The sequence below is a fragment of the Thermoflexus sp. genome, from assembly GCF_040289485.1.
In the GTDB taxonomy this organism is placed as follows: domain Bacteria; phylum Chloroflexota; class Anaerolineae; order Thermoflexales; family Thermoflexaceae; genus Thermoflexus.
Genome location: NZ_PSLG01000058.1, coordinates 1 through 12,965 on the forward strand (window position 1 = coordinate 1; position 12,965 = coordinate 12,965).

Sequence of the window (12,965 nt, forward strand, 5' to 3'; positions counted from 1 at the left end):
TGGGGGAGGGGGCGGGCGGGGACGTGGGAGCGAGCGGCGTCCCCGCCTGCCTGCCGGAACGGAGCAGGGCGAAGCCCAGGATCCCCATCTCCACCGCTACCAGGAGGAGGGCCAGCCCGACCAGTTGCCGACGGGTCATGCGACGCATCCGGCGGTCCCTCAGAACCGATGGGGATCTGGGATCGAGGGCTCACCGGCCGCCCATCACGCGATGGAGCGTCTCGCAGGCCGGGCAGGACCCATCGGGCCGGATGATGGCGTAGCCGGCCATGGGGTCGGCCCCGTAGTTCTTGAAGTCCACGTTCCAGATGATCATCAAGCGCACCCTCCCGCTCTGGGCTGACAGCTGCGCCGCCCGGGCCAGCCACTCCGCCTGCTGCTGGACCGTGACGTCCTTGGCCCAGGCGAAGGAGGGGGCGACGGCCTCCAGCGGCGGGTATCCATCGTCGGAGAGGTAACCCAGTTCGGTGAAGCACAATTTGCGGGCGCCGCCGAAGGCGTTCCAGTAGGTGTTCACCATGCCCCAGAAATAGCGGGTGTAGTAGTTGTCCCTCGGGTCCCCGCTGGTCCAGTCCGGAGGGACGATGCCCTCGTTGTAGTGGATGCCGATGCAATCGGCGTAGTTGGCCGCGCCGGCCGCGGCCATCCCAGCCACATACCGGTCGTCGTTCCACACCCGGTGGGAGCCGAAGGCGCCCTCGGCGCCGGTGGGGGCGGGAGCCCCGCTGATGACCAGCGTGCCCGGGTTGCGGCTCTTGATGGCGTTGTAGGCCCGGCGGAGCATATCCGTGTAACTGACCGGGTCGATGTGGCCGGTGGGCCATTCCCGATCGATGTTCTGCTCGTTCCAGACCTCAATGCCGTCGGCGCCCAGGGCAGCCACCCCGCCCAGGAACTGGGCGAAGGCGTCGAAGTAGCCCGGGTTGGGGGCACCCATCTCCTGGGGATGGCCCACGATGCCCAGCAGGATCTTGAAGCCGTAGCCGTGGGCCTGCTGGATCAGGCCGGCCACTCCGGCGGGATCCTGGCCGGGGGACCAGCGGACCTGGCGTTTGACCCAGGTCATCCCGGCGTAGCGCATCAGATCCGGCCGGGCGAAGCTGTCCACGTGCCCGCCCAGTTCAAACCCGCCGGCAATGGGCCGGGGGCGCGGGGTGTTGGTCGGCCGGGGCGTCGGGCTGGGGCCCAGGGTTGGGGTGGGCCCCGGCGTGCGGGTGGGCCCTGGCGTCCGGGTCGGCAGGGGAGTAGCGGTGGGGGTTCCGATGACCAGCACCCCCTGGGCCTCGCCCTGCGTAGCTTCCTGCTCCCCAGCGCGCAGGAGCAGGGCGATCCGGAAGGTCCCCTGGGCGTCGGCGGGGGGCGCCCATTCCGCCCGTCCTTCCGTGAGGGGGCGCGTGATCTCTGCCACCACCTGCCCCCCCGGCCCAGTGATCCGCCAGACCCATTGCATCTCCGGGAAGCCGGGGGCTTGCCCGCTCTGGCGGTAGGTCTCCAAGGCCTCGACCGTGCCCGGCGGGGTGCCCCCGCTCAACAGCCCGCGCACCGTCAGCCCCCGCAGGCGGTAATCCCGCACCAGCCCGAGTTGGCGGTCCAGCAGGCCGAGGGTGGGCAGCCAGACGGTGTGGGCCCCGCCGTTGGGGTCAGTGTAGGTGTAGCGGTAGACGCTGGCCTCCGGCAGCGCGCGGACCTCCTGGACGGCGACGCTGGGGTTGAGGATCAGCGGGAGGCCGGGGGTGAGGGTCAGCGGGCCGGCGGGATCCAGGCGGCCCAGGCCGGCGAGGGCTTCCTGGAAGGACAGCCCTCGCGCCCCGGAGGGGCCGAGGTCCACGGCCAGCCCGGGCCCCACCAGTTGCAGTTGATAGCGGTTCACCTGGCCGATGAGCCAGCGCAGGCTCTGCTCCACCAGGCCCCCAGGGACGAAGGCCATCGGATCGTCGGGCGCCTCGACATAGAGGACGTCGGCCAGGTGCCCCAGGCGGGCCCAGTCATAGCCCTCCGGGAGGAAACGGCCCTGCCCGCCGGGCAACGGGAGCGGGGCGGCGACGGCCAGGACCTTCCCCTGATCGTGGAGGGCCCGGCTCAGGCGGGCGATGAAACCCAGGAAAGCCTCTCGCTGATCTGGGGTCACCCCCCGGTAATCCACCAGCACACCGTTGTCTCCCCGCTCCAGGACGAGGCGGAGGATCTCCTGGACGTGGGCCTCGTAGACGGCCGGGCTGGCCAGGAGGGCGGCCAGGGCCGCCGCGTTCGGGGCGCCCCCGGGGAGATGGTTCCGCACCGTCAGCCAGGTCACATAGCGCCCCTGCGGGTCCGGCCGGGGGAGGGCGCTGACCTCTCCCATCAGGCGGCCGCCCAGCCCCAGGGTCAGGCCGGCGATGCCAACCTCGCTGACCACCTCCAGGGCCCGGGCGTCGGGGGAGGTCCCGGGCTCCAGGATCGCTCCGAAAGCCGGCACCGGGACCCGGGCCGCGGTCACGATCACGTAGCGCGGGGCGACCGACGTCTCGCTGGTCAGCAGGCCCTGGGCCTCATCCCGTTGGCCCCCCAGCCAGACCCATCCCGTGCCGGTCCAGCCCCACAGATCGGCCAGGGTCCAGGGCTGCAGGCCGTCCGGAATATACACCGTCAGGCGCAGCGGGCCTGGGACGGGGCTGCAGAACCGCAACGCGTAGTAAGGCCCCATGGGCTGAAGGGTGGGGGGCAGTCGGTTCAGGGCCTCCCGGAGGGTGGCGTCTGGCTCGGCAAAGGGGAGGACCGCCACCTGGACCGTTGCGCTGGGGTCCAAGGGGGCCAGCCGGAAGGTGGGCAAAGCGAAAGGGGCTGCGGCGGTGGCCGGCTGGCAGGGGACAGCGGGGCGGCCCTTCCAGAGGCCGACGGCGATCAGCATCAAGAGGGCCAGGCCCCCCAACCCGGCCAGCCATCCCCACGGCGGCACGCCGCGGGGGGATGCGGTTCTGGCGCGGAACCGTAGGCTCATCGGGCTTTACCTCCTAATAAGAATGCCCCGCGCGGGCCGATCCCAGGGCCCGTCGGCACGGAACCGCCTCCATTGTAACCGCAAGCGGAGGGGAGCGAAAGAACCTGGGGACTGGGGCCGGATGGTATAATGGAATTGCGCTTTTCATCACAACGCGAGAGGAGGCACGCATGCAGGGGTTGTCGGGCGCGGCGGAGCCGGTGGATTTGGTGATCATCGGGGCGGGCCCGACCGGGCTGTTCGGCGCCTTCTATGCGGGCCTGCGGGGGCTGCATGCAAAGATCATCGATGCCCTGCCGCAGCCGGGCGGACAACTGGCGGTGCTGTATCCTGAGAAGTTCATTTATGACGTCCCCGGCCATCCCAAGATCATGGCCAAGGACCTGGTGCGCCTGCTGGTGGAGCAGGCCTCGACCTTCAACCCGGTGTTCTGTCTGGGCGAGCGGGCGATCGGCCTGCGCCGGGCGGACGGCCTGTGGGTGGTGGAGACGGGCAGGGGGGTCCATCCGGCGCGGGCGGTGCTCATCGCGGCGGGCATCGGGGCCTTTCAGCCCAACCGGCTGGGGAAGCCGGAGATCGACCAATACGAGGGGCGGGGGCTTTACTATGTGGTGTCGGAGCGGCGGCCCTTCCGCAACAAGCGGGTGCTGATCGTCGGCGGGGGGGACACGGCGGTGGACTGGGCGCTGAACCTCAAGGACTACGCGGCCCACATCACCCTCATCCATCGGCGGGATCAGTTCCGGGCCCATCCCGGCAGCGTGGCCGAGTTGATGCGCTCCGGCATCGACATTCGGCTCTTCCATGAGATCAAGGCGATCCATCCGGGGGACGATGGGACGGTGCGAGAGGTGGTGATCTTCAACAACCGCACCGGGGAGGAGACGCGGCTCCCTGTGGATGCGGTGATCATGAGCCTGGGGTTCAAGGCCGACCTGGGGCCGATCAGGGGCTGGGGGCTGGAGACGGTGGGCAACCGCTACATCAAGGTCAACGCGCGGATGGAGACCAACCTCCCTGGTGTCTATGCCGCGGGGGACATCGCGGCCCCTGAGGGAGTGGAGCCCCTGAACCTCATCGTCATCGGCTTCGCCCAGGCAGCCACGGCGGTGAACTACGCTGCCACGTATATCAACCCCCAGGCCAAGGTCTTCCCGGGACACTCCAGCGAGATGCGGCTGGGCTGATGGAAGGGCGCGCCGACCGATCTCCTCTCCCATTCGCGCCGGTCGTCCCCACGGCCCAGGGCCTTGTGCGGGTTTGTTGATGGAGCTGCTCCTTTCCGGCAGAATAAGGGAAAAGGCTCCCGGAGGGAAAGCCATGGACGCGCTGGAAGCCATCATGACCCGGCACATGGTGGGGCGGGTTCGGCCGGAGCGGCCGAGGCGGGAGGAGATCGAGACCTTGCTGCGGGCCGCCGTACGGGCCCCCAACCACCGCCTGACGGAGCCATGGCGGTTCGTCGTGATCGCCGGGAAGGCCCGGGACGAGCTCGGGGAGGTCTTCGCCCAGATCCTCCGGGCGACCAAGCCGGAGGCCACCGAGGAGGAGCTGAACCGCGAGCGGGCCAAGCCCCACCGCGCCCCGGTGATCATCGCCGTGGGCTGCCTCAAGGGCCGGGATCCCATTGAAACCCATGAGAACATCGTCGCGGCCGCTGCCGCCATCCAGAACATCCTCCTCGCCGCCCACGCCATGGGCCTGGGGGCTTACCTGCGCACCGGCGATACCGCCTACCACCCCCTCCTGTTGCGTTGGCTGGGGCTCCCCGAGGACGCCCAGTTCATGGGCTTCATCTACCTGGGCTACCCGGCCCCGGACGCGCCGCCCCGCCAGACCCCCCGCCGGCCGATTGAGGAGGTGACGGAGTGGCGGGGCTGGACGCCCGATTGAGCCAGCGCCGCCGCGCCGACCGATCGTTTGTTGTTCCTCTCCCTCCCTGTGTATCATGGCAAGGACACAGGCGGGAGCGTCCGGGCCGCCTGGGATCGACGCCCCGCCAGCGGACGGCATTCCGGTCCGGTGAGGAGGTGGCCGATGTTCGATCGGGAGAAACTGAAGGAACTGGCCGCGGCCCGGGATCGCTGGGAGGAGACCACGCTGCAGCAATGGTTGGCCCGCATGCCCGAGCGCCAGGAGACCTTCACCACCGTCTCGGGCGAGCCGGTGAACCGCCTCTACACCCCCCTGGACATCCCGGACTTCGACTACATGCGGGACCTGGGGTTCCCCGGCGAGTATCCGTTCACCCGCGGCATCCACGCCACGATGTATCGGGGCCGCCTCTGGACCATGCGGCTCTTCGCTGGATACGGCACAGCCGAGGAGACCAACGCCCGCTTCAAGTATCTGCTGGAACACGGCCAGACCGGCCTCTCCATCGCCTTCGACCTGCCCACCCTCTACGGCTACGACACCGACGACCCCATGGCCGAGGGGGAGTTCGGCAAGTGCGGCGTTGCCGTCTCCTCCCTTCTGGATATGGAGATCCTCCTGGACGGCCTCCCCCTGGACCAGATCACCACCTCGATGACCATCAACGGGCCGGCGGCCATCATCTGGGCGATGTATCTGGCCGTGGCCGAGAAGCGCGGCATCCCGTGGGATCAGATCGGTGGGACCACCCAGACCGATATCCTCAAGGAATACATCGCCCAGAAGGAGTGGATCTTCCCGCCGGAGCCCTCGATGCGCCTCGTGGTGGATATGATCGAGTTCGGGTCGAAGCACGTGCCCAAATGGAACCCCATCAGCATCAGCGGCTACCACATCCGGGAGGCGGGGGCCACGGCGGCCCAGGAACTGGCCTTCACCCTGGCCGACGGCTTCGAGTATGTGCGGTGGTGCCTCCGGCGGGGATTGGACATCGATTCCTTCGCGCCGCGCCTCTCGTTCTTCTTCAACTGCCACAACGATTTCTTCGAGGAGATCGCCAAGTTCCGGGCCGCCCGCCGCATCTGGGCCCGGGAGATGAAGGAGACCTTCGGGGCCAAGAACCCGCGCTCCTGGTGGCTGCGCTTCCACACCCAGACGGCCGGCTGCACCCTGACCGCCCAACAGCCCTACGTGAACGTGATCCGGGTCGCTATCCAGGCCCTGGCGGCGGTGCTGGGCGGCACCCAGTCGTTACACACCAACGCCCTCGACGAGGCTTTGGCCCTCCCCAGCGAGTTCGCCGCCAAACTCGCCCTGCGCACCCAGCAGGTCATTGCCCACGAGACTGGCGTGACGAACACCGTCGATCCCCTCGGGGGCAGTTATTACGTCGAATACCTGACCAACCGCCTGGAGCAGCAGGCTTACGAGTATTTCCGCAAGATCGAGGAACTGGGCGGCGTGATCCCGGCCATCGAGGCCGGCTTCTTCCAGCGGGAGATCGCCGAGGCCGCGTATCGCTATCAGAAGGAGATCGATGAGAAGCGGCGCATCATCGTCGGCGTCAACGAGTACGTGGAGGAGGAGGAGATCAAGCCGCCCATCCTCCAGATGGACCCCGATGGGGAGCGCCGGCAGCGGGCCCGCCTGCAGAAACTGCGCATGGAGCGCGACAACGAACGGGTTGGCCAGGCTCTGGCCGCCCTCCAGGAGGCCGCCCGTCGCGAGAACGTCAACCTCATGCCCTATATCCTGGACGCCGTGCGCGCCTACGCGACCCTCGGGGAGATCACCTGCGCCCTCAAGGCGGTATGGGGGACCTGGCAGGAGCCTATCATCATCTGAGAAGGCGTCCCCCGATGGGAAGGCGGCGGCTTTTCCCTCTTCTCCTGCTGGGCCTGGCGGCCTTGGGCCTCCCGGCGGCCCAGCCTCCGCCATCGATGGAGACGCGGACCGCCGAGATCCTTCAGGGGCACGGGTTTCCCTTCGCCACGTGGGCCTTCCAGGTCTGGCTGGAGAAGGCGCTGTGGGATGCCGCCGCCCTCCAGGCTTTCCTGGACGCCCCAGCCCAGGATCGGGCGGTCCGCATCTATCTCCAGCGCGTGTCCGAGGCCGATGAAGCTGCCGCAGGGCTGGAGCGCCTGCTCAGCGCCCCCCAGGCCCCGGACCCCGCTCAAGGGGAGGCCCTCCGTCGGCAGTGGGCGCAGGCCCGCCGCTGGGCCCACGCCCTGCGCCCGCTGGCCGAGGCGATCCTTGCCGAGCAGCTCGCCCGGCTGCTGCGCCAGGAGGGCCTGACCCTGTTGGGCCACCCCGTCCCTCCGGTGAACTTCCGCCTGACAGCGATGCCGAACCTGCTGGTCCTCTCGCCCCGCCATCGCCTCCACCTGGAGGCGGCCATCCCGCTCCGGGCCGACCTGACGGCCGACGAGATGGCCCGGCTGGAGGCAGCCGTCGACGGGCGTCTGAACCGCTCCTCGCTGGTGGTGCCCCTCGGGGGCCTGGCCTTCTACCCGGCCATGGTCCTGGAGACCGGATCCCTCCCCGCCCTGGTGGAGACCATCGCCCACGAGTGGACCCACCACTGGCTCTTCATGTGGCCCCTGGGATGGTTCTATGAGCGCCCCGAGGCCCGGGCCATCAACGAGACAGTCGCCGAACTGGCCGGGCGGTCCTTAGGCCGGTCGTGGCTGGCCCGCTTCTACCCGGACCACCTTCCGTCGCCTGCCCCTGCGGATGCGGCGCCGGCGGCCGCAGCGGGACGACCGGCCTTCGACTTCGGACGGGAGATGGCCCGGACCCGCACCGTGGTGGAGCGGCTGCTGGCGCTGGGGGAGATCCGGCGGGCGGAGCGCTACATGGAGGCCCGCCGGCGGGTTTTCCTCTCGCACGGGTATGTCTTGCGCAAACTGAACCAAGCCTACTTCGCCTTCTACGGGGCCTACGCGGCGGAGGAAGGGGCCGCTGGGGCGGAGGATCCTGTCGGGCCGCGGGTGCGCCGGCTCTGGGCCCAGAGTCCCTCCTTGCGGGCTTTCCTCTTCCGGGTGGCCTTCATCACCGACCTGAACGGCCTCCGCCGCGCCCTGGGGGAGCCGCCCTCATAGGTCGACGCGGAGGTCCCGGAGGTCGTCGAGGTGGAGGATGCGGAACAGGCGGGCGCGCGCCTCCTCCGGCATGGCGGGACGACCGTAGCGGCGGTAGAGTTCGATGGTGCGGCGGGTGGTGTTGAAGACGACGTGGCAATCCGGGCACTCCGCCAGATGCCGCTCCAGTTCCCGACAAAGGGCCTCCGACAGTTCCCCATCGAGATACAACGAGAGCCGATCCAGCCACTCCCGACAGCGCCTGGTCATCGATCCCTCCGCTCCCCACCGATCCCCGGCTGGAGTTCCTCGGCGAAATAGCGGGAGAGGCGCTCCCGCAATTGCAGACGGGCGCGGTGGAGCCGCGTCTTGACCGCGTCCGGAGTGAGGCCCATGATATGAGCCACCTCCTCTGTGGACAGCCCCTCTACCTCCCGGAGCAGGAAGACCAGCCGCAGGCCGGCCGGCAGGCTCTGGATGGCCTCCTCCAGGACCGTCCGGAGCTCCGCCCGCAGCAGTTCTTCCTCCGGCAGGCAGCACCAATCGAACAACTCGCGGGGGATCTCCTCGTCGTTCTCCAGCACCAAGGGCTGATCGATGGAGATGGTCTCCGGCTCCTTCCGGCGCAGCCGCATCAGGGCGAGGTTGTAGGCGATCCGGTAGAGCCAGGTGCACAGTTTGGCCTCCCCCCGGAAGCGGCTGAGGTTCCGGAAGGCTTGCAGGAAGGTCTCCTGGAAGATGTCTCTGCCTCCTCCCGGCTCCCCAACAGCCGGTAGGCGACATGGTAAACGGCGTCCCCACAGCGGTCGATCACCGCCGCGAAGGCCTGCCGGTCCCCCCGCCGCAGGGCGTCCAGCAGGTCCCTTTCCGACAGTTCATCTGCGGAGCGCCGGCCCACGCCTGTGGCCCTCCCGACCCGGGATGGGTCCCTGCCATCGCCCTTCATTTTAACGCTACCCTTCTCCCCTTCGCGAAAACCGCCCGAGGACTCGATCCCTGCCGAGCCCGAGCAGCAGGAGGAAGCCCTCGAAGCCGATGGCCAGGCTGTGGGCCAGGGCAGGACCAGTGGCGGGGCCCAGAAGGCGGACCGAGAGGGGCGCCAGCCCCAGATAGGCGGCCGTGCCCATGGCGGCTGCCCCTAGCGGCCACAGGAAGTCCTGACGAGCGTAGAAGGCCCGGGCCGTCAACTCGACGACCGTGTAGGTGAACAGCCCGGGGGCGAAGCCCCGCAGGGCAGCACCGACGGCTTCCGCGGAGGCCTCCCCGAAGGCGCCGCGGGCGAACAGACCCCGGGCCACGATCTCGCCGCCCCATCCCAGGGCGCCCCCGGCCAAGAGGGAAAGGGCTGCCGCGAGCCCCAGCGTCCATCCCAGATCCCGCTGCCACGCCGATGGATCCCCCCGGGCGGCATGGGCCGACAGGGTGGGCAGCAGCACGGTGGCCAGGCTGGTGCTGATCAGGGTCTGAGGGACCTGCATGAGGCGCCAGCCGTAGGCCAGGGCGGCAACGGCGCCGGGATCCAGCCCGCCAGCCAGCCGGTAGCCCCACGCGATCTGAAAGTAAGCCAGGGCCACGATGAGGGCCCGGGGGAGCAGCATCGCCCCTACCGCGCGCAGGGCGGGATGTCGCACATCCACCGCCCAGGTCCAGGGCTGTTTCCACAAGCCCGGCAGCAGCGCCCCGTTATGGAGGAGGGCCCCCAGGACCACCCCCCACGCCAGCCCGGTGATGCCCCAAAGCCGGGCAAGGAGGAGCGCCCCGAGGATGGGACCTCCGTCGGCGAGGACGGAGCCCAGGGCCGGCCAGGCGAAGCGCCGAGCGGCGTGCAACGCCGCGGTGAGCACCCCGCTGAGGCCGAAGAGCACCGCCACCAGCCAGAGCACCCGGAGCAGGTGGATGGCTGTCTCCTGGGCGGCCGGCGGGAGCCCTGGCCCGAAGACTGTCCGGACCCAGAAGGGGGCGCTCCAGGCGATCAGTATGCCGGCCAGGGCCAGCCCAGCCCCCGTCAGAACGAGGAGCGTCGTCGTTAGGCGCGCTGCCTCCCCTGGGTCCCGGATCGAGAGGGCGGTCAGCACCGGGACCAGGACCACGGCCAGGGTTCCTCCGCTGAAGAGGAACAGGAAATCCGGCATCACCATGGCCACGTCGAAGGCGCTTTTCTCCAGCCCGGTCCCGAAGCGCGCGGCCACCGCCGCCTGGGCGAGGAAGCCGGTCAGTTTGCCCAACAGGCTCAGGCCGGCCACCAGGGCCGCCGGCTGGAGGATGCGGCGGACGAAGGCCCGGCCTTCCTCCCCCATGGGGTCTTCACCTCATGGTTAAGGTAGGAGCCCAGCGCGCTGCGCCTGGAGGCAGAGACACAGCATGCTGTGTCTCGAGTCAAGGGGGGCCCGCGCGCCAAGGGGCGGTGTAGAAATCGAGATAGGCATCCAAAGCCCCGGCCCACAGGGCGTCCTCGTGGGCGCCCGGGTGCACCTCCAGGCGCACCGGGATCCCCCGCGCCGCCAGCGCCTCGGCCAGCCGTTGGATCCCTTCCAGCGCCCAATCGGAATCCCCCGCGCTCAAGTAGATCCGCAGCCCCCCGAGGTCCGCTTGCCTCGCCAGGACGAAGGGATCAAAATCGGGTGGTGCCTTGTTCACGCTGAGAGCGGGGCTATGACCCCCCACGCTCGCAAAGACCTCCGGGTGGCGGAAGGCGATCTCCAGCGCCCACACGCCGCCCCGCGAGATCCCGCCAATGGCCCGGGCCCAGCGGGCCCCTTCCGCCGGATAGGCGGCCTCGACGGCAGGGATCACCGCCTCCAACAACACGGCCTCCACGGAGCCCGGTCCACCGCTGGTGTAAACGAAAAGATCGTCAGGGAAACCGGGGAGAACGATCAGGACAGGTGGCCAACGGCCCGCCCGGATCCCAGCTTCCAACGCCTCGTCGATCCCCAGGGTGTCCCAGTGGCTCTCATCATACGGATGGCCATGGAGCAGATAGAGGGTGGGATAGCGGCGCCCGCTCTGCAGGCAGGAAGGGAGATAGACTCGGTAAGGAATCTCCAAGCCCATGTCCGGGACCGGGATGCGGCCGGAGGCCCAGTGCCCCGGCATGCAGGGAGGCGTCGGGGTCGGGGAAGGGATCGGCGTCGCAGTAGGGGTTGGGGGAGGGGTTCGCGTCGCCGTGGGCGTCGGCGAGGGGGTGGCAGTCCGTGTAGGGAGCGGCGAGGGAACCCAGGCGCTCCCGGCCTCCCCATGGGCCAGCCACAGCGCCATCCATTGCAACGCGGCCAGCAGCCCCAAGGCCAGCAGCCATCGGGAACGGGCCATCAGCGCACCACCGCCCAGGGATGGCGGGCCACCGCGTCCTCGATCCGGATCCGCCACCGGGGGTCCAGGGGCTCCGGGAGCCGGTCGAGGGGGAAGAACCCCACCTCCAGCGACTCCTGCCCATCCGCCCGCAGCGCCCCGCCGACAATGCGGGCCTCGAAGCAGGCCACCACCGGCTGGGAGCGGTCCCCATTCGGATAGACGAAGGTCCACGCCGGATCCGTGTAGAGGCCCACCAGGCGCATGGGCTCCACCAGCAGGCCGGTTTCCTCGGCCACCTCCCGGACCAGCGTCTGGTCGATCCGCTCCCCGATTTCCATGATCCCTCCGGGGAGCCCCCACTCCCCCGTGTCCTCCCGTCGCTGGAGGAGGACCTCTCCTCGTGCGTTGAAGACCACCGCGCTGGTCGCTGGGACCACCAGGGTGGCGGCACCCACCCGAGCGCGGAGGCGCCGGATGGTCTCCCCAAGGGCGGCCCGCGCCGACCCGGGGGAGCCATGGCGGAAGGTGGCCGCAGGGTCCTCCCGTGCGGCGTCGGCGACCATCGCCTGATACCAGGGGGGCAGCGGAGGCAGGTCCTCCGGGGAAGCCCAGCGCAGGGCCGCCGACTCGATCCCGTCCGGGCGGAGGGCCCCGCCGATCGGGCGGGCGAGGAAGCCGGCGGTCACCGGATGGACGACATCGCCGTTGGGGTAGTGGACCTCGAAGTCGGGGGTGGTGTAGAGGCCCAGGAGCCGCTCCACGTGGATGGCCAGGCCGGTTTCCTCGGCCACCTCTCGGTGGAGGGCCTGGAGCAGGGACTCGCCGGGCTCCATCACGCCACCCGGCAACCCCCATCCGCCGAGATCCCGCCGCTGTTGCAGGAGGATCTGGCCCCTCTCGTTTCGGATCAGGGCCGTGGCATAGACCAGCCAGACGGGCTCCGGTCCGATCCGCTCGCGCAACCAGCGGACGTAATCCATCGGGTTGACCTTGGGGAAGGGGCTGGCGCCGGCAAAAGAGCGGGCGCGGCACCGGCCGCGCCCGCGGAAGGTGGCCCCGGCGGGATTTGAACCCGCGATCTCTGCCTTGAGAGGGCAGCGTCCTAGACCGGGCTAGACGACGGGGCCACGGTCTTCACCCGTTCTTAATCTTACCGGGAGACAGGCGGATCGTCAAGGCGAGCCGAGGGAAGGGCCGGGCCGGGGGCCGCAAGCCCAACGAACCGAATCGACCGCCTGGTTCGCACAACCGTGCGACCTCGAGCCCTTTAAACATCCTCGGATGCGATTGACGGGCTCGAAATGCGATGCTATGCTAAGAGCGAACCCGATCCGGAGGAGGGAGGATGGCGGTCTCCATCGAGGCGTTGTTGGAGGACCCGGCCTTCCGGGCGAAGTTGCTGGAGTTGATCGATCGCGACCCAGCCTTCCGGGAGGCGCTGCGGCGCCGCCTCCTGACGGAGGAACTATTGGCGCTCCCCGAGCGCGTGGAGCGCCTGCGGCTGGAGATGCACGAAGAGTTCCGGAGGGTCTGGGAGGCCATCGCGACGTTGCGCCAGGAGATGCACGAGGAGTTCCGAAGGGTTTGGGAAGCCATTGGGGCCCTCACCCAGCAAGTCCAGGAGCACAGTCAGCAGATTGCGGCCCTCACCCAGCAAGTTCAAGAGAACAGCCGCCAGATCGCTGCCCTCACTCAGCAGGTCCAAGAGAACAGTCGCCAGATCGCGGAGAACAGTCAGC

Annotated in this window: 10 protein-coding genes, 1 tRNA gene and 1 pseudogene; 5 read left to right on the plus strand and 7 right to left on the minus strand. The window is 69.5% G+C overall.

Annotation, left to right across the window (positions count from 1 at the left end; translation table 11 throughout):
• Nucleotides 1-190: 190 nt before the first annotated feature.
• Entirely contained in the window at nucleotides 191-2,977 is a 2,787-nt protein-coding gene (locus C4313_RS09245) for a hypothetical protein (RefSeq protein ID WP_352429577.1), read from the minus strand.
• A 170-nt stretch (nucleotides 2,978-3,147) separates the two neighbouring features.
• Between C4313_RS09245 and C4313_RS09250 the strand changes: the two genes are divergently transcribed.
• The 4 genes from C4313_RS09250 to C4313_RS09265 all read left to right on the plus strand — a co-directional run bounded on the left by C4313_RS09250 (nucleotide 3,148) and on the right by C4313_RS09265 (nucleotide 7,953).
• Nucleotides 3,148-4,164 (plus strand): NAD(P)/FAD-dependent oxidoreductase, encoded by a 1,017-nt coding sequence (locus tag C4313_RS09250; protein ID WP_352429578.1) that lies wholly within the window; start codon nucleotides 3,148-3,150, stop codon nucleotides 4,162-4,164.
• Nucleotides 4,165-4,297: 133 nt separating this feature from the next.
• Entirely contained in the window at nucleotides 4,298-4,870 is a 573-nt protein-coding gene (locus tag C4313_RS09255) for a nitroreductase family protein (protein WP_352429579.1), read from the plus strand.
• 144 nt (nucleotides 4,871-5,014) lie between these two features.
• Entirely contained in the window at nucleotides 5,015-6,697 is a 1,683-nt protein-coding gene (locus C4313_RS09260; protein ID WP_352429580.1) for an acyl-CoA mutase large subunit family protein, read from the plus strand.
• A gap of 14 nt (nucleotides 6,698-6,711) precedes the next feature.
• Nucleotides 6,712-7,953 carry a hypothetical protein gene (locus tag C4313_RS09265; protein ID WP_352429581.1) on the plus strand — a complete coding sequence of 414 codons (1,242 nt, stop codon included), beginning with the start codon at nucleotides 6,712-6,714 and terminating at the stop codon, nucleotides 7,951-7,953.
• Here the strand turns inward: C4313_RS09265 and C4313_RS09270 are convergent.
• The 6 genes from C4313_RS09270 to C4313_RS09295 all read right to left on the minus strand — a co-directional run bounded on the left by C4313_RS09270 (nucleotide 7,948) and on the right by C4313_RS09295 (nucleotide 12,353).
• On the minus strand, nucleotides 7,948-8,202 hold the full coding sequence (locus C4313_RS09270) for an anti-sigma factor family protein (protein WP_352429582.1): 255 nt from the start codon (nucleotides 8,200-8,202) through the stop codon (nucleotides 7,948-7,950). The genes C4313_RS09265 and C4313_RS09270 overlap by 6 nt on opposite strands.
• Nucleotides 8,199-8,735 (minus strand): sigma-70 family RNA polymerase sigma factor, encoded by a 537-nt coding sequence (locus tag C4313_RS09275; protein ID WP_352429586.1) that lies wholly within the window; start codon nucleotides 8,733-8,735, stop codon nucleotides 8,199-8,201. Before C4313_RS09275 ends, C4313_RS09270 begins: the two co-directional genes overlap by 4 nt.
• A gap of 150 nt (nucleotides 8,736-8,885) precedes the next feature.
• Nucleotides 8,886-10,229 carry a lipid II flippase MurJ gene (locus tag C4313_RS09280; RefSeq protein WP_352429583.1) on the minus strand — a complete coding sequence of 448 codons (1,344 nt, stop codon included), beginning with the start codon at nucleotides 10,227-10,229 and terminating at the stop codon, nucleotides 8,886-8,888.
• 79 nt (nucleotides 10,230-10,308) lie between these two features.
• Complete coding sequence (locus C4313_RS09285; protein WP_352429584.1) at nucleotides 10,309-11,244, minus strand: alpha/beta hydrolase; 936 nt, start codon at nucleotides 11,242-11,244, stop codon at nucleotides 10,309-10,311.
• Nucleotides 11,244-12,206 carry an NUDIX hydrolase gene (locus tag C4313_RS09290; protein WP_352429585.1) on the minus strand — a complete coding sequence of 321 codons (963 nt, stop codon included), beginning with the start codon at nucleotides 12,204-12,206 and terminating at the stop codon, nucleotides 11,244-11,246. The genes C4313_RS09285 and C4313_RS09290 overlap by 1 nt, the downstream gene beginning before the upstream one ends.
• Before the next feature lie 71 nt (nucleotides 12,207-12,277).
• Nucleotides 12,278-12,353: transfer RNA gene (locus C4313_RS09295), tRNA-Glu, on the minus strand.
• Nucleotides 12,354-12,571: 218 nt separating this feature from the next.
• On the opposite strand from C4313_RS09295, the pseudogene C4313_RS09300 reads away from it, so the two are divergent.
• Nucleotides 12,572-12,965, plus strand: a pseudogene (locus C4313_RS09300) (hypothetical protein); the annotation flags it as partial.